The following is a 17,262-nucleotide window of genomic DNA, read 5'->3' as shown; positions in this document are numbered from 1 at the left end:
GCAACACTATAATAATAAAAAGGAAGTAACATGAAGATAACTGAGCTTATCGAACTATACCCACAGTTAAACAAACAACAATTAATTAAATTGAGAAGTCATTTTTACAGCATTAAAGGTCGCTGTAATAGTAAATGTGAACATCATAAACACTATCACGATGTTGATTTTAACTTTACAGACTTAATTGAATTCATCGACTTTATTCTATCTGAAAAATCGAAAGGTCGTGATTACTTTACAATCAAAAATCCACATGTTTGTAGACTCTTCGATAAAGGCGAATATTCCCCGACTAATTGTATTATCCGGAGCAGAAAGGCCAATATTAGAGAAAGTTCTGGATATGAATTCAAGATTTACGACAGTCTGACGGGAAAGGTCGAGTATTTTAATAGTGTGAGGCTTTTCTATGAAATCAACAAGAATGTATTAGACATTTCACTCGCTACATTATATCGACGTATCACAGATAATAAGATTATTAATGTAAACGATGGCGTAACATTTGGCTATATCAAAATTTCCTACATCAAATAACTATAACAAGGCATATCATGAATTACCTTTCAAAAGAAATCTTATCTCGACCTCAATTAGCGAGTGTTGAACTTTTTACAACTGTTAGTGAGATTCTTGAAGATCGAGAACTTCGAAAGCAATTAGCCTCTGATAATAGCGGCTTTAAATCTACAAACACTTTGATTAATAAAATTGAATCATTACCTAACACGAAGGTTTTAAATGTAGAGGGTGCGTGTACTTACCGCAGCAATCCGTATCAAATGTTGTGTGGTGGGTGCAGTTATCAAGACCTTGTATCACAAATGGAAAGCTATGCAGCTAATGGAGTTAAAACCGTTGTCATGCTTGCCGATTCTGGCGGCGGTGAGGCTATGGGAGTGTTTCAAGCTGCAACCACAATCAAACGTATTGCCAAAGAGAATAATATTAAGCTCATTGGATACTGTGATGGAACGGCAGCCAGCGCTTGTTATGCACTTTTAGCGATTTGCGAGAGCATTTATACACATCCTATGGGTCAGCTTGGTTCTATTGGTGTAGTTGTTCAGCTTACTGATACATCAAAAGCTCTTGATATGGCGGGAATTAAAAGAATTTTCGTATCTGCAGGTGAGTCCAAAATTAGCGTGAATGAATCAGGGCACTTCAAAGATGAGTTTTTAGCAGACCTTCAGCAAAGCGTCGATGAACTTTATACAGATTTTATCAATCATGTAGCATCTAACCGCCCTATGTCAGCTAAACAAGTAAGAGATACGCAAGCTAAGGTTTTCTCTGCCAATAAATGTTTAGATATTGGCTTAGTCAATGGAATCAAAACACCAGATGAGTTTCTTCAGTTTTTGAAAAATTCAAAACCACATCAACCTGTTAATTCACAAACAAAAGCGTCTACATCAACCTCTAAACCAACTTCAAGTACTTTAACTGGCTATGAACGTGCTAAAGCCGTAGCACAAGCAAGTGTTAAGCCCGTAGTCAAGAGTGATGAGCCAGAACCAGAACTAACTTATGAGCAAGAGAAATTAGAACACAAACTTAAACTTGAAGCAGCAGTTCGTAGAGCAGCGATGAAACGTAAACAAGAACAAGGTGGTTTGTAATATGTCAGACGAAACAAAAACAGTATTACAAAAACTTCGAACTCTCCAATCTCTAACTCTAATTAAAAAACAAAAATAAGGAATAACAATAATGAGCATTGCAACTACTAACACCCTACCAAATGTCCAAACTGTTGAAGAATTAATTAAAGAGTATTACCGAACTCAAGTGACTAAACCAGAACAAATTGATCAGGAACGTGTTGATAAGGTGGTTAATTTCAACCTAGCCTCTTATAACCTTCCTTATATCTCCACGTCCGCACCTAAAGCATTTAGTTCACGTAAGGATGAAATTACATACCTTTTAAGTGGTAGCAACCTTGTAAAAGAAAATAAACTGTGTGCATATCACCATGAATTTATCCGAGAAGGATTACAACAGCTTCTAGTAAAGCATGCTGAGTTAATTGATCGAGGTTTTAAAACAGTCTCTAATCAAGAACACAATTTATTCCATCAATTGAGTGTTAATAAGCTTATCTTGAAGAAGCCTGATTGCTTGATTGAAAAAGATATTAAATTTCTCAAAGAGAAAGTTTTATCTATTCTTGATGAACTCAACGAAATTGAACGTAAAGAAAAAATGGATGTTGTAAAAGCAACGAATTGGGCGCAAAACAAGCATTCTGAACAGAAAGCAGCTTATGATAAAGCTATTGCTGAATTAGCAGCTAGTGAAGCTAATAGCCTAAATGATATGTATGTTAATTTCTCACAATACTTTGATAGCATTGAGTCAAGAGATTATTGGTTCTTCGAGGATGTACAAGCAATGTGTGGTGATGCTGCGAATAAAGATATTGAAGAAGTTCTTACCCATTTAAATTTCATCCCTCTTCGTAAATATCTCGCTGATGATAAACAGCATAAACTTTGGGTGAAAGAAAGTGAAGCTGAAAATCTAGACTATAAGAGTATCCAATATAACAAATAAAATGATAACTGCCCCTTTTAACTAAGGGGTTAATAAAATGCCTATGGAATTTATACAACTACCTCCCCTCCTTCTGATCCTCATCCCTATTCTAATTATCAATACCCTATTTGGTAAACCAAAAGAGAAAGATCCTAAAGAAGATTATCGAACAGTATTGAAGAAGATAAAGAAGATTGTGGATGAAGAACTGAGAAAATAAGGAAAGATTATGATCACACCTACCTATTTGATGTCTAATGATGACCTTGGTAGATTTTATGCCGATGCTTTTACCGAAATCCTACCTAGTTATCAAGCTAATGCTACCAAATACCCAGTAAGCGATAAGAGCGTTATCACTTCAAATGTAGTTAAGAGCAACCCTACATTATCACTTACCTGTTACGTTGGTAAGAATCCCCTCTCAAATATAAATGGTAATTTGTTAAGTATTGATGACAAAGAGCAACGCCCTTTGAATGCCCATCAAATTCTTCTCAATTGGTTTAACAAAAGCACTAAGTTAACAATCGTGAATGAGTTTTACAATTTAAATGACTACGTCATTGTTAAATATACGCCTCGACAAGTCAACACAACTGATTCTATGGAATATCGACTCCTATTAGAACATATCCGCAACGTGTCTTATGAAAAGGGATACCTTCTAACGTTTGCCGATGAACAAAAGTCACTTGATGGTCAACGTAAAACTAACAGCTCTAATAATGGCTTTAGTGGGAAGGTGAATAAACTACCTGATTTGTATAAAGATGGTTATGTAAATCTCATGGGATTAGAACAAAAATCGAATGAACAAATTATTAAAGAATTTTTTAACAGAGAAGGTTAATTCATATGGCTCGACAACTTCATAAATTTACAAACACGATTGCATGGAAGCTCGATCGTCCGTCTTGGAATAAGGTGTTGAAAGATAGTAAAAAGCTGGCTCGACAACTCGATAAAGCTAACCCTGAAAATGTTCTTGGTGTTGGTGGTTCTCCTAGAGCTAGGCGACAACGACAACAAGATCAAGACGCTCACATCAAGCACTATCGTAAGCTCCAAAAAGAACAAGAGCAAATCGAGGCTACACAGAAGAAAGTGTTGCTACGATTTGCTCAATCCACAAGTGCAATTCGTGACATGGGTGTTGCTGAGAAGAAAGTTTTACTGAACAAGCTCAAACAAGCTTCAAGCACAGAAGAATTGCTTCACCTTGAGAAACGATTGAAAAACCAAATCTCAGATCGCAACCGCCGCGAGAAACAAAGGACACGAGAACTTGCTAAACAGAGCGCACTTATAACCCATCAGCACAATGAACGCCGTAAGGCGGCAGCGTCATCACTCAAACGTGCTGGTATGGCAGCAGGTTTAACGGTTGGTAGTTTAGCCGCTTTAGGTATGCAACAATCGTTACAACGAGCTACCGAGCTGGACCAAGCCATTAAAAAGAGTGGTTTAGATGCTATCACGTTTCAAAATATTAGCGCCGCCTCAGAAAAGTTCGGTTTATCAATGGACAGCGTTTCAGACCAGTACAAAGACTTCGCAGACAAGCTCGGAGACTACCAACTAACAGGTGGAGGCGAATTCTCCGATGTGGCTGAGTGGTTGAAGAAGAACAATAAGATCTCCGAGGAGATGCTAAAAGAGCTAAAACCTCTCGAAGCAATGAAGTTGATTCAAGAAGAAGCTAAACGCCGTGGAACGGATATGAATAAGCTCACGTTCCTCATGGAAAGTTTCGGTAATGACGCAATCCTCCAGTTCAAAGCGATGGCTAATATTGAGGAAATTCGAGCACAACGAGAACGATTTAATCTCAACCTCACACAGCAAGATATTGAAACATTAGTAAAAGCACGTCAAAACATTTCGTTAATCGGGGAAGGGTTTGGTCGCCTAATGGATGAATTTCTTGTTGGGTTTGGTGGAGGTAATATCAACTCCATTATGACTGACTTAAAAGAATTACAGCCTACTTTCCGACAAATGGGTGAATCTGTAAGGTCTTTCGTTAACACAGCTGTTAAACATGGTGATGAGATTATCACGATTGGTAAAACAATTGCTTCAATTTGGGTCGGTTCGAAAATCTTTACTGTATTAAGCGGTGGCTTGAGTGTTGTAAATACATTAACAAATGCATTCAAAGGTTTGTTCAAGCTTATTAGCCGTGCAGCAAGTGCACTAGGTCTTGGTAGTGCAACAAGTGCAAGTGTTAAAGGTGGTGCAGCCGCACGAGCAGCAGGTGGAGCACGAGCAGCAGCAGGTATGGCAGCAAGAGCTAACCCTTGGTTAATGGGCGGATACGCTGTATATGAGGGCAGAAAAGGCGGCTTGTTAGATCCTGAAAACTTTTTTGGTAAAAATAAATATACCGAGTTCTTAAATACCGATATCTTCGATCTAATTGGTCGTGCTGGTAGAGAGATCAGTTCAATTCAAACACAACATCAAAAAGTAGATGTAAATCTTCACGTTCGTTCTGATGTTGATAATTCTGGTAACATCATCCCTGTTGTTCGTGGTGAAATTGACCGCGCTGAGGATGATCGAATGGTGGCATTTTATAGCAACCTATCACCTTCAAACTAGAATCTAAGATATGACATTACCCCACCTTATTGGTGGGGTTTTTTATGCTATCGAATACACAAGTTGGGGTACAAATTGGAGTACATCGACTTAAAACACTATGAAAAATACTTGACCTATATCTCATAGTTGGTAAATTATGCGCTGTTAGCAATAGGCTAACTATCTGATTATCTGAGAGTTATGTAACAACTTAGTAACAACTGAGAAACTTATATAAATCAAAGGTAATTGTTCCGATGAAGACTGCAGGAGAGTGGTTATTAATCAAATTTTAACATTTGATTAGCATAACTCGCCGAAGAATTAACTATTTCAGGTGCTACCTAGGTAGCGGGGACTGTAGTTGGAGGAACCTCTGGAGAGAACCGTTAAATCGGTCGCCGAAGGAGCAAGTCTTGCACTCACGCAAGGTGAAACTCTCAGGCAAAAGGACAGAGGAGTGGAAAGTTACAACCTAACTATTTTGCTTGGCCTTCCCGCCTACAACCAATAGCTTAGTTCTTTTAGAGATCGTTGATCTCGTCCTTTCCCTCTTCTCCTTATTAGTTGTTTTATTAAGGGGAAATCATGAACAACCTACAATCTTTACTACAAACCATCGATAATTTTGTCTGGGGTCCACCGCTGCTTATTTTGCTAGTAGGTACAGGTGTTTACTTCACTTTTAGCCTTGGCTTGATCCAGTTTAAACACCTCCCAACAGCGCTAGCGATGGTATTCAGTAAAGATAAGTCATCTAATACTCAAGGTGACGTTTCTAGCTTTGCAGCTCTTTGTACTGCGCTCTCAGCAACAATTGGTACTGGTAACATTGTTGGTGTTGCCACAGCAATCAAACTCGGTGGACCAGGCGCTCTATTCTGGATGTGGCTCGCTGCCCTTTTCGGAATGGCGACTAAATACGCCGAATGTTTGTTGGCGGTTAAGTACCGAAGAGTCGATGATAAAGGCCAAATGATTGGTGGCCCAATGTATTACTTGCAATACGGTGTTGGCTCAAAAGCTCTCGCGATCATGTTTGCAGTGTTTGCTTTGGGTGTTGCTTGTTTTGGTATCGGTACGTTTCCACAAGTAAACGCGATTCTGGATGCAAGTGAGATATCTCTTGGTGTTAACCGTGAGCTATCTGCCTTCGTACTAACTCTTTTGGTTGCTTTCGTAACTTTGGGTGGCATCAAATCCATTGCTAACGTTGCAGGAAAAGTGGTTCCTACCATGGCTGTATTTTATGTGTTGGCGTGTTTAAGCGTGATCATCATGAATGCAGACCAATTGTTCAATGCCGTTGAATTAGTGCTGGTTTCAGCCTTTACATCAACAGCAGCGACTGGTGGTTTTCTAGGTGCAAGCATCATGTTGGCAATCCAATCAGGTATCGCTCGCGGTGTGTTCTCAAATGAATCTGGTTTGGGTAGCGCGCCTATGGCAGCAGCAGCAGCGAAGACAGACTCTTGTGTTAAACAAGGCCTAATTTCAATGACGGGTACCTTTTTCGATACCATCATTATTTGTACCATGACAGGCCTTGCTCTAATCCTGACCGGTGCATGGCAAAGTGACCTAGCAGGCGCCGCGATGACGACTCATGCTTTTGCGGTGGGTTTAAATGCAGATACATTTGGCCCTATGCTCGTCTCAATCGGTTTGATGTTCTTCGCTTTTACCACCATTCTTGGTTGGAACTACTACGGTGAGCGTTGCGTTGTGTTCCTGTTCGGAACTAAAGCTGTGCTTCCATACAAACTGATTTTCGTCGGCTTGGTGGCATCTGGTGCATTCCTTCACCTCGATATGATTTGGCTACTGGCTGATATCGTAAACGGTCTGATGGCAATTCCTAACCTAATTGGTTTGATCGCACTGCGTCACGTCGTACTGGCAGAAACCAAACTGTTCTTTAGCTCAACATCGCAATCAGGTAAAGTTGAAGCAGTGAAAGCTTAGTGAAACGGCAGGTTTGCGGTCACAAACTGTCAGTCACAGAGAGCAAGACACATTAGAAATGGTAAAACACAAAACCCGCTATTATTTAGCGGGCTTTATTTATCTTCGGTTAAATGGTTAATCTCTCAACCATTGATGCTCAACGTTTTCTCCACGTTCTTCAAAAAACTTCGCATTTTTTTGCTTGAATTGATCCGCTTTCAACTCTGATAGCGGCCAGTCTAAAAATGCTTCTGTTACAAACGAGTCGCCGACACCAACTTCAATCGATTCCAGATGTTTCCCGATGTAGCGATAAAAGTAGCCTTGCCCAAACGCATCGCACACCATAGGTACATGCCTGACACGTTGATGATTGACAGAGACCGAAGCCCAAGTCGTCGTTTTAGGTTCACAGGTTTGCTCTTTTACAACGTCAACCTCAAATTTATTGTCCATAGTTGTCGAAACAAAAACGACAATAGCGTCATGCAAATACACACGCCTGAGCAATAACTGTTTAGTATCTTGAGTTCGCGTTTGTTGTATTCCATTAGCAAAAGGCTCGAAGTAGCCCCAGTGCCAAGACCAGATCATGCCGCGTTGCGCAAACTGTACTTGTGGCCACGTATGCCAAGCAACAGCGGCACCTATCCCCACAATAAATACAGCGAGTAGTATCAACAATCGATAAATATTACGCATTAAACGGGTTTTTCAATTAATAACTTCACACCAAGTGCGACTAATACTGCGCCCGTCGCGCCTTCCATCCACTTCATAAAGCTTGCATTCTTTAGTAGATTTTTAGCCGAGTTAAGCGCGCCAGCTAAACCACACTGCCAAACCATCGCAATAGCAAAGTGTACAGATGCCATCATCATTGATTGAAGCAAGGGTGAACCTTCTGGATTCACAAACTGTGGCAAGAAAGCCAAATAGAAGACCGCCGTTTTCGGGTTCAAGACGTTAGAAAGAAAGCCCTCTCTAAAAGAGCGCTTACCATTAAACACTTCGTGAATCTGCTCGGTCACGGTCAATCCATCTTTCGACGACATTAGCGCTTTTAAACTGCTCAAACCAAGCCAGATAAGATAAGCTGCGCCAATCATTTTTACGATTTGGAACAACTCTGCTGATTGCGCAAGAATCGCCGAGATACCAACCGCAGAAAAAAAAGCATGTACGAATAAGCCAAAGCAAATCCCTAGACTGGTTGTACATCCATCTTTTAGGCCCGAGCGGCTAGTGTTACGGATAACAAGTGCAGTATCTAAACCTGGCGTTAACGTTAAAATCGTAATGGCAATAATAAATGCCTCGAAATTCAAAATATCCATATTATCGTGATAATTAATTGTCAATCCTTCATCAATACCGCCAATCCACAAGATTCGCAAGCTTCTTTTTTAAGAGAGCTATACAACTGGGTGAGTTTATGGACAATGGGTTGGAGTTAATTGTTAATTATTAGTAAATTAACGCAGGTTGCTTAGTGCAACACCATATGAAGGACCCGTTATCGGGTGTTTAGGGAAAGAACAAAAGAATAAGAGTAGTCACATGAACGCATTTACAAAACTCGTTGAACATTCCAAAAAAGTGGCAAATTTTGAGCATCTATCTGCCATCATAGATTGGGATCAAGCAGCGGTCATGCCACCTGGTGGCGCTGAAGCACGCTCGAATGCCACGGCAGAGCTTGATGTACATATCCATTCTTTAATGACTCAACCGCACTTGGGAGAGCTTTTCGCTCAGGCAGAAGAAGAGACGCTGTCTACAAAAGAAAAATCTATCCTAAGAGAAATGAAGCGTGGGTGGCAGCAAGCTAACTTACTACCAGAATCATTAGTTCAAGCTCAATCTCTTGCTGGCTCCAAATGTGAACATGCATGGCGTACACAACGTGGAGAAAATGACTGGGCTGGTTTTGAAAAGAACTGGGCTGAAGTAGTAAAGCTATCGCAGGAAGAAGCGCAAATTAGAGCCGAAGCAAATGGCACGACTCCTTATGATGCCATGCTCGATGTTTATGAACCTGGCACAACGTCTGCGTCGTTAGACATTCTTTTTGCTGACGTGAAAACCTGGCTTCCTACTTTGATCGATGAAGCGCTTGAAAAACAACAATCAGACAACATCTTATTGCCAACTGCACACTACCCTGCGGAAAAGCAAAAAGCGCTCGGTTTGGAAGTCATGAAGCTACTTCAATTCGATTTTGAACACGGTCGACTTGATGAGAGTACCCACCCATTTTGTGGCGGTGTACCGACAGATGTACGTATTACGACACGTTATAATGAAAACGAGTTTGTCCAATCATTGATGGGGATTGTCCACGAAACTGGCCATGCTCGATACGAGCAAGGGCTACCAAAAGATTTATCAGGAACACCCGCGGGAGAAGCTCGCTCTATGGGTATTCATGAATCACAATCACTCTTCTTTGAAATGCAAATAGGACGAAGCAGCGCGTTTATCGATCACCTCGCTCGACTGGCTTCTAACCATTTTTCTGGTAGTGAATTCGAAAAAGACAATTTAGCCAAAATTTACACTCGCGTAGAAAAAGGCTTTATTCGCGTAGATGCTGACGAACTTACATATCCTGCTCACGTTATTCTTCGATATGAAATTGAGCGAGATCTCATGAACGGCGTTATCAAACATACATATGTACCAGAACTCTGGAACGAAAAGATGAAAGCGTACTTGGGGCTATCAACCGAAGGAAACTTCAAAAATGGCTGTATGCAAGATATCCATTGGACAGACGGAAGTTTTGGCTATTTCCCGTCCTACACGCTCGGTGCGATGTACGCTGCACAATTTATGGCAGCAATGAAACAAACCGTCGATGTAGATGCGGTTATTCGTTCTGGCGACTTAGCTCTGATATTCAATTGGCTCTCGGAAAACATCTGGAGTAAAGGTAGCTTATTCACCACTGATGAGTTGGTAAAACAAGCCACGGGTGAAACACTGAATGCTAAACACTTTCAAGCTCACCTAAAAGATCGCTACTTATAAAGCGAAAAGAATAGAAAGTAAAAGCCCAAGGTTCGTATGTTCCTTGGGCTTTTTGTAGGCTATCTATGTGTTATGCCAAGCTAGGGATGAGCCTAGGCTTGTACAAACAGTCCTCACCCTCTGGTCTAGTTTTAAACCGACGATGAAGCCACATATACTGGCTCGGACTTGCCATGATTGATGTTTCAACTATTTGATTCACGAATGCGGCGGCGCGTTGATGATCCTCTTTCGGGAAACCGTCGACGGGCGCACTAATGGTTAGGGTATAGTGTCCGTCTTTTCCTCTTACCATCGTAAAAGGCACAATGGCGCAATCTGTAGAATCAACCAACAAACTTGTACCTGTCGTAGTACAAGCATTTTTAACGGCAAATAACGGTGCAAATGTCGAGCGTCGGTTACCATAATCGTGGTCCGGTGCATACCAAACCCGCTCACCCGTTTTAAGTGATTCAAGCATGGCTTTGACGTTTTTACGATCAATCAGTGTACGATTAGAGCGAGAGCGTCCCTTATACTGAAAATAATCAAAGCACGGATTATTGTTTGGGCGATAAACACCGGTTCCAGACTTTTTAATGCCAAAAGCTCGAGCACCTAACTCTAGATTCATTGAGTGTACGGCCAACATTAATGCACCGTTGCCTGACTTCTCTAAAGCCTCTAGATGCTCCATGCCTTTTATCGTGACGTGTTTGTTTACCCGTTTATCTGACCAAAACCATGCCATTGCGGTCTCAAAAAGTGCGATGCCAGTATTGTCGATGTTGTCTTTTAGAATTGCTTCGCGTTGGCATTCTTCCATATGAGGGAAGCAAAGCTCAAGATTGCGTCTGATAGTAACTTGACGTTTTCTCATGATTCGCATAGCTAAACGACCAATGTTGCGTCCCAAAGCTAGTTGAACTTTAAAAGGAAGGAGGCTAAGTAAGTACATCACGCTAATGATAATTAACGTTCCCCAGTAACGAGGCAAAAGAAATTCGGCCTTGAATGCAGGCTTTTTGTATTTGTTCATGTAAGTATTGTCAGATGTGCCCATCTATAAGTGATAAAAACAATGATAATGGACTGCACTTTTATCATTGATAACGCTAATAACATAAATTAAAGCGCGCGGATTCTATGGTTCTTCGACACACTACACAATAAGAACTTTGCAGAAATATGTAGGGAATGAAAAAGCAGTAAAGATGAGTCGCCACGTTAACATCTATCGGAGTGATTTATCTACTGCCCTTTCCTAAAGTTTGAAGAAACATAACTTTGTATTTTCAATGCGCTAAATAATGCCTGTTTTTCAATCACATAATGCGACCGTGATGAATACAACAATAAGACGTCATATCAATACTCGCCATTAGCGATTGAATTTGTACTAAAAAGCCGCAGCAATTTCTCGCTGCGGCTTCTTATTCACTTAACAAGTAGAGTGGCGTTATTCGTGCCCTACTGTTTTGGATAATAAATTTACGATCAACACACCAGCGATGATAAACCCAATACCAACTAGGGCTGGTAAGTCTAGACGCTGTCCGTAAACAAAGTAACCAACCGTCGCAACCAAAACGATCCCAGCACCACTCCATATGGCATAAACAACCCCGACAGGCATTGTTTGCACTGTGACGGAAAGCAAGAAGAAAGCGATGCCGTAACCAATCAAAACGACTGTGCTCGGCATTACTTTCGTAAATTGCTCTGTTTTGGGAATATAAGAAGTGGCAATCACTTCACATACAATCGCTATCGACAGCGCCAACATTGGTGGCATAGAGACAAGCATTTTGAACATAAGGCATTAACGCTCAACAGAAATGTAACCGACAACATGTCCGGATAATTAGGCCGCGCATTATACCCAACTCATCTCACGATGGAATACCACTAACGATGTTTACACACCATCACTTTCGCTTACTTTTTGATGACCAGGTGAAAGGCTGACGTTTTGGTGCTGACGAGAAATTTCAAAGTAGATATGCATATCAATCGGCTCAGGTGTATTGAGTAGCATCTTACCTACTTCACGTTGGAAATGAGCATAATTACCTAGCTCATCCGTTAGTTCTAGGAGCTCGTAAGAGGCTTCATCGGCAAACATTCCATACGCATACTGATAATGACTGATATCCTTGCTCTTATCATAACCCAGCTTTTGAAGAGCTTGATCAATCTCTTCCGGCGTATAAATGTCTTTATCACCAAACGAATGCAGTAGCACGCAAGGAACTTCTTGAGCTATGCTCTGAATCTTTGTCTTTCTCTTGAAAATACCGAACATAATGTCCTCCACTGACGATGTTTCCAAATATGCACATTAATGCAAAATGGTGAGCTGATTGTTTTTAGTATGGCTCATTAATTTGAGACTTCCTTACTACGAAGTCACCTTCACATATTAACGTGATCGCATAATTACCAGCAAATAGTACACACTGCGTTTCAAACCTATCTCATCAGAAACTCTGCTTTAGTCACAATTGTGTGACAACCCCGAGTACGGTTTACCATAATGTAAAGAGTAGATTGAAAAGTCGGATTTCGTATCGACATCTAAACTTAATTAAGTTAGCTTTAGAAGTATAGACGTCTAGATTGACTATACTTAGGGAGAGAAAGTCGTGCCAATTAGAATTCCAGATCAATTACCAGCTACCGATGTATTAAGGACAGAAAACATCTTCGTGATGAGTGAAACGCGTGCAGCGAGTCAGGAAATACGTCCTTTAAGAGTGCTGATCCTTAATCTGATGCCCAAAAAAATAGAGACTGAAACTCAGTTTCTGCGTCTACTCTCAAACAGCCCACTACAGGTTAACGTCGAATTACTGCGCATTGATAACCGCCCGAGTAAAAATACGCCAACTGAACATTTAGACACGTTTTATCGCCAATTTGAAATGGTGCGAGATAAAAACTTCGATGGCATGATCATTACTGGGGCTCCATTAGGTTTGGTACAATTTGAAGATGTCATTTATTGGGATCATCTCAAAACCATCATGGAGTGGGCAAAAGATCATGTGACATCCACTCTTTATGTTTGCTGGGCTGCGCAAGCGGGACTAAAGCTACTCTACGATCTACCTAAAAAAACGCGTAAAGAAAAACTTTCAGGCGTGTATCATCACCAAATCCATCATCAATTTCACCCTATCTTACGTGGATTTGATGACACGTTTTTGGCTCCTCACTCGCGTTACGCAGATTTTTCGCCTCACTTTCTAGAAGAGCATACTGACTTAGACATTTTAGCGACATCGGATGTCGCAGGTGTGTACTTGGCCACCACAAAAGACAAACGCAATGTCTTTGTCACAGGACACCCTGAGTATGATTCTCACACCTTACATAATGAATATATCCGAGATTTAAGCGAAGGTATGGAGCCCGCTATTCCTGTCAACTATTACCCAAACAACAACCCAGATAACCCACCAATTGCAAGCTGGAGAAGCCATGGACACCTCCTCTTTTTAAACTGGCTGAACTACTGTGTTTATCAGCAAACACCGTACGACCTCGATCACTTCAGTGAAGATGCTTTCACTAAAGACGATTAGCTTCAAAATAAGCAAACAAAGCACTCATCATTACCGAAATGTAATATGTGAACCAAGCCGCCATATGGCGGCTTTTTCATAACAGTTTGCAAACCTGATCGCATAGTGTTTTTTCCTCAATAGGCTTTTGCTAAGTAATTCATATCATGCAGAAAGATTCAGGGATGTAGGGATAAAGAATGAAAACAGCAAAGCTCGGTGCACTAATATTATTGTCTCAGTTTGCACTCGTGGGTTGCGTGACGGTGAAAGAAGATGGAAGCCCTGTCGTTAAAGCCGATCCTGTGGCAATGGCAGAATCACGTATCGCACTTGGCTTAGGTTATTTAGACGGCGGTAACATGATTCGCGCGCATGATAACTTACAACAAGCCTTAAACCACGCACCTCAATACTATCGCGCGCAATTATCTATGGCTCACTACTACGAAACGGTTGGTGAAGATATTAAAGCCGAACAGATGTATAAACGCTCTCTACGCCAACACACTAAAAACGGAAATGTGCTCAATAACTACGGTACTTTTCTTTGCAAGCGAGGTGACTTCGAAAAAGCCGATCAGATGTTTAATCGAGCCATTGAGCAGCCTTATTACTACCTTATTCCAGCGAGCTATGAGAATGCAGCTTTTTGTGCTCTAAAATCACAAGATAAAGACAAAGCGAGATACTACTTTACTAGAGCTATCGATCATGATCCCCATAGACCAAAATCGATTTTGCAACTCGCTAAAATAGAAATTGATAGCGGTGATTATACTGAAGCTAGAATTCGATTAATGAGATTCAATCAAATGTATGGCGTGAAGAAGCCCTCTTTGCAACTCATGATTCAACTTGAACGTGCAGCAGGCAATGAAGCTCTCGAGAAAAAGTATCAAAAACAATTGGAAAAATTTTCTTAGTACAAAATAGCGATACATAAGGCGCATTAGCTCACAGCCAATACAGCGCTTGACCAAGAATCCAGTGAATTCAGACTCACGGTGATACATTCATCCTGTACATAAACGTCAAATTCGGTACTATTTGAACGGAATAAGTGACCAAGTCACATTATAAAAAGTGCGCACACAACGAAATTTGTACATCATACTGTTTTTAAGATTGATTTCGGCACATTGATAAATACTAAATATTACTGACATGCACCAGAAGGAAGTTGAAGCCGGATGAAACCTGCCTGCACTCTGTTATTACTCACTTTGCTGAGTTCACCTTTTGTCGTCAGTGCACAAGAAAATATTGAGAAAACATTCACATTTGGCATTGTGTCCAATAAAGCCCAAAGCAAAATCAAAAAAGCGACGCCCCTTACTCAGTATGTAACTGAAAATATGGCTGAATATGGTTACGCAAAAGGGGCGGTAAAGGTATTTAAAAACTATCGTCAGCTCGCGGTTGCGCTTGAAAATGGCACCGTTCAAATTGCAACGGCGACCCCCTTTAATGCGATGACCTTAGAAAAGGAGTCTAATAGCCAAGTCCTCGCTATACGATGGAAAAAAGGCCTGCAAAAATATCATACGGTGTTCTTTACTAATAAAGAGAGTGGCATTGAGTCATTTTCTGACCTGCGCGGAAAAACGCTTGTTTTCGAAAAGCGCACGTCTACCAGCAGCTATTACCTACCTGCGATTACATTGCTGAACCACGGAGAAAAACTGCAATACCTTCCCTCTCCTGATGACAAACCGGCCAAAGACAGTATTGGTTATTTATTCCTTGATGAGCAACTCGCTCAGTCAAATGAAATCAACCTATCTGTATGGGTATATAAACAGAGAGTTGCAGCAGGAGCATTCAGTAACTTCAACTGGAACAATCCCAAAGATTTGCCAGAGAACATGAAAGACAAACTAGCGATTTTTTCTCGTTCTGTTGAAATACCCAGGGATTTAATTCTCGCTTCTCCAAGCATGAGCCTAGAGCAACAGCGTAAAATCACGTCCATACTGCTTGATATGGATACAACTCACGAAGGCTCTCTCGCACTTAAAAAGTTTCAGAACACCAAAAAATTCAGCGCGCTTACTCCAGAAATGCGAGCCTCCTTAAGTACAGTGCGCAAGTCAGTTCACTTGTTACCGAAGGTGGATTGATGTTTCAAAAGCTCTCACTCGAAACCAAATACATTTGCTCGACAATGTTCGTTGTCTTGTTTGTTGTGGTGATAAATCTTGCGTTATACATGCACGGTTACGATGCGTATTCAAATAGCTTAACTCAACAGATCACGAACAACTCTCAAGAAAAAACAGAATCTTACGTTAAGCAAAAAGGGTTGGTTTATGCAGAGCTATTATCAAAACAGCTTTTTGATCCACTCTATACAGACAATATCAGTCAAGCGTATGAGCAAATTAAGGCAACATTGAGCCAGCCAGATGTCTCGAAAATACATGTTGTTGACAATGAAGGGCTAATCTTTCACGACGGCACTACTCAGCTAAGGATGTTTGCCCAACCTCATTACCGCTCTCCTTTTATTTTGAAAGCAATAGAAGAATCCAGAACTCTCGTTTCCTTTTCCAAGCATCAGTTGGAGATCGCAGCGCCGATTCAGCAATCAAACATTACTCTTGGGGCGGTATATCTTGAGCTTAACTTGATACATCTACTGGAAGAGAAAGAACAGAACATTGAACAAGTCCAAGCGATTACCTCAAACGATAAACAGAAGATGTTTAACTTGCTGCTAACGATCAGTGGGATATCCGTTCTATTCGGTAGCATCATCGCTTATGCTTTGGGGCGGTCGTTAACTAAGCCACTCAAGCAACTAAAAGATCAATTTTCAGAGTCAAATACCCAAGCGCTGCCAGTCACCGACATACAAAGCAAAGATGAAGTGGGAGAACTTATTTCGGCGTACAACAAAATGTCAAACAAAGTGAACCGATACACCAGCCGAGTTGAGTTCATGGCATACCACGATATTCTGACTTCCCTGCCAAACCGAGAAAAGTTACTCATTGATATTCAAACGCAAATAACTGACCACAAATCCCCCTCACTCGCGGTTGTGTTTATTGACTTGGATGACTTTAAGCACATTAACGATAACTACGGACATAACATTGGGGATAAATTGCTAGGCCATCTTGCCTCAGAGCTTCAAGGCCGTTTGCCGAGTTATTTTAAGCCGCTTTACCGCCTTTCGACCATCGTAAGTCGAGTAGGTGCGGATGAATTTGTACTGGCCTTTCCGTGCTCGGGCAGTCATGAAGCTAGAGAAAAAGCGAACGATATTCATCGCCAACTACTCTCTCCCTTTAGTTTGGAAGAGAACGATATTCAAATTACGGCAAGCCTCGGAATTGCTGTGTATCCAGAATTTGGTTCAAACGCTGAGTCTCTTTTACAGCTATCCTCTCTTGCGGCGCAGGAATCTAAAAGACGCGGTAAAGACATTATGACGATATACGATTCCACGTTTGATGAAACGATTAAACAACGTTTATACATAGAACGAGAACTGCGTCGTTCAGTACGTGACTTGATCTGCTCCAGCCAGACTGGACACTCCATTAAGCGACATTTTGTTGTTCAAAGTTAACTGGGCTTAGATACCCGA

The 17,262-nt window shown here is 41.0% G+C and carries 17 protein-coding genes and 1 riboswitch; of the genes, 12 read left to right on the top strand and 5 right to left on the bottom strand.

The genetic code is table 11. From position 1 onward, the window contains the following. Positions 1–30: 30 nt before the first annotated feature. The 7 genes from R7E78_RS20575 to R7E78_RS20545 all read left to right on the top strand — a co-directional run bounded on the left by R7E78_RS20575 (position 31) and on the right by R7E78_RS20545 (position 7,101). Positions 31–540, top strand: coding sequence for a hypothetical protein (locus R7E78_RS20575; protein ID WP_213963562.1), 510 nt, complete (start codon positions 31–33; stop codon positions 538–540). Positions 541–557: 17 nt separating this feature from the next. Further along, on the top strand, positions 558–1,628 hold the full coding sequence (locus R7E78_RS20570) for a S49 family peptidase (protein ID WP_140260776.1): 1,071 nt from the start codon (positions 558–560) through the stop codon (positions 1,626–1,628). A 91-nt stretch (positions 1,629–1,719) separates the two neighbouring features. Then, on the top strand, positions 1,720–2,565 hold the full coding sequence (locus R7E78_RS20565; protein WP_140260775.1) for a hypothetical protein: 846 nt from the start codon (positions 1,720–1,722) through the stop codon (positions 2,563–2,565). A gap of 37 nt (positions 2,566–2,602) precedes the next feature. Further along, a complete protein-coding gene (locus tag R7E78_RS20560; RefSeq protein ID WP_169644173.1) occupies positions 2,603–2,767 on the top strand; it encodes a hypothetical protein in 165 nt (54 codons plus the stop codon). A 9-nt stretch (positions 2,768–2,776) separates the two neighbouring features. Continuing rightward, positions 2,777–3,400, top strand: a complete 624-nt coding sequence (locus R7E78_RS20555; RefSeq protein ID WP_140260774.1) for a phage baseplate protein — start codon at positions 2,777–2,779, stop codon at positions 3,398–3,400. Positions 3,401–3,405: 5 nt separating this feature from the next. Continuing rightward, a complete protein-coding gene (locus tag R7E78_RS20550; RefSeq protein WP_318058191.1) occupies positions 3,406–5,154 on the top strand; it encodes a hypothetical protein in 1,749 nt (582 codons plus the stop codon). A gap of 348 nt (positions 5,155–5,502) precedes the next feature. Next, positions 5,503–5,602, top strand: a riboswitch (glycine riboswitch). Positions 5,603–5,724: 122 nt separating this feature from the next. Next, the gene (locus tag R7E78_RS20545) at positions 5,725–7,101 is read left to right on the top strand and encodes an alanine/glycine:cation symporter family protein (protein WP_226083641.1); all 1,377 of its coding nucleotides are present in this window, start codon (positions 5,725–5,727) and stop codon (positions 7,099–7,101) included. A 117-nt stretch (positions 7,102–7,218) separates the two neighbouring features. Here the strand turns inward: R7E78_RS20545 and R7E78_RS20540 are convergent, their stop codons facing one another. Both R7E78_RS20540 and R7E78_RS20535 read right to left on the bottom strand, forming a co-directional pair. After that, entirely contained in the window at positions 7,219–7,785 is a 567-nt protein-coding gene (locus R7E78_RS20540) for a hypothetical protein (protein WP_005385713.1), read from the bottom strand. Beyond that, entirely contained in the window at positions 7,785–8,420 is a 636-nt protein-coding gene (locus R7E78_RS20535) for a LysE family translocator (protein WP_017820932.1), read from the bottom strand. Before R7E78_RS20535 ends, R7E78_RS20540 begins: the two co-directional genes overlap by 1 nt. 223 nt (positions 8,421–8,643) lie before the next feature. On the opposite strand from R7E78_RS20535, the gene R7E78_RS20530 reads away from it, so the two are divergent. Beyond that, on the top strand, positions 8,644–10,116 hold the full coding sequence (locus R7E78_RS20530) for a carboxypeptidase M32 (protein WP_318058190.1): 1,473 nt from the start codon (positions 8,644–8,646) through the stop codon (positions 10,114–10,116). 70 nt (positions 10,117–10,186) lie between these two features. Here the strand turns inward: R7E78_RS20530 and R7E78_RS20525 are convergent, their stop codons facing one another. From R7E78_RS20525 to R7E78_RS20515, 3 genes are all read right to left on the bottom strand, one after another. Beyond that, complete coding sequence (locus tag R7E78_RS20525; RefSeq protein WP_318058189.1) at positions 10,187–11,137, bottom strand: LpxL/LpxP family Kdo(2)-lipid IV(A) lauroyl/palmitoleoyl acyltransferase; 951 nt, start codon at positions 11,135–11,137, stop codon at positions 10,187–10,189. Positions 11,138–11,557: 420 nt separating this feature from the next. Beyond that, positions 11,558–11,893: a DMT family transporter gene (locus R7E78_RS20520; RefSeq protein WP_069593657.1), complete on the bottom strand. Its 336-nt coding sequence runs from the start codon at positions 11,891–11,893 to the stop codon at positions 11,558–11,560. 123 nt (positions 11,894–12,016) lie between these two features. Continuing rightward, positions 12,017–12,403, bottom strand: a complete 387-nt coding sequence (locus R7E78_RS20515; RefSeq protein ID WP_047100669.1) for a DUF6559 family protein — start codon at positions 12,401–12,403, stop codon at positions 12,017–12,019. A 340-nt stretch (positions 12,404–12,743) separates the two neighbouring features. Here R7E78_RS20515 and metA point away from each other — a divergent pair, with 340 nt between their 5' ends. The 4 genes from metA (at position 12,744) to R7E78_RS20495 (ending at position 17,244) form a co-directional block, all read left to right on the top strand. Further along, the gene (gene metA / locus R7E78_RS20510) at positions 12,744–13,685 is read left to right on the top strand and encodes a homoserine O-acetyltransferase MetA (protein WP_005377792.1); all 942 of its coding nucleotides are present in this window, start codon (positions 12,744–12,746) and stop codon (positions 13,683–13,685) included. A 179-nt stretch (positions 13,686–13,864) separates the two neighbouring features. Further along, complete coding sequence (gene pilW / locus R7E78_RS20505) at positions 13,865–14,590, top strand: type IV pilus biogenesis/stability protein PilW (RefSeq protein ID WP_017820928.1); 726 nt, start codon at positions 13,865–13,867, stop codon at positions 14,588–14,590. A 267-nt stretch (positions 14,591–14,857) separates the two neighbouring features. Then, on the top strand, positions 14,858–15,787 hold the full coding sequence (locus R7E78_RS20500; protein ID WP_047100670.1) for a phosphate/phosphite/phosphonate ABC transporter substrate-binding protein: 930 nt from the start codon (positions 14,858–14,860) through the stop codon (positions 15,785–15,787). Beyond that, positions 15,787–17,244: a diguanylate cyclase domain-containing protein gene (locus tag R7E78_RS20495; protein ID WP_318058188.1), complete on the top strand. Its 1,458-nt coding sequence runs from the start codon at positions 15,787–15,789 to the stop codon at positions 17,242–17,244. The genes R7E78_RS20500 and R7E78_RS20495 overlap by 1 nt, the downstream gene beginning before the upstream one ends. The last annotated feature ends 18 nt before the right edge of the window (positions 17,245–17,262 follow it).

This window comes from Vibrio sp. YT-19(2023) (assembly GCF_033337395.1).
Note: the sequence above shows the minus strand (reverse complement) of the source record. Positions and strands in the feature narration are given on the sequence as shown.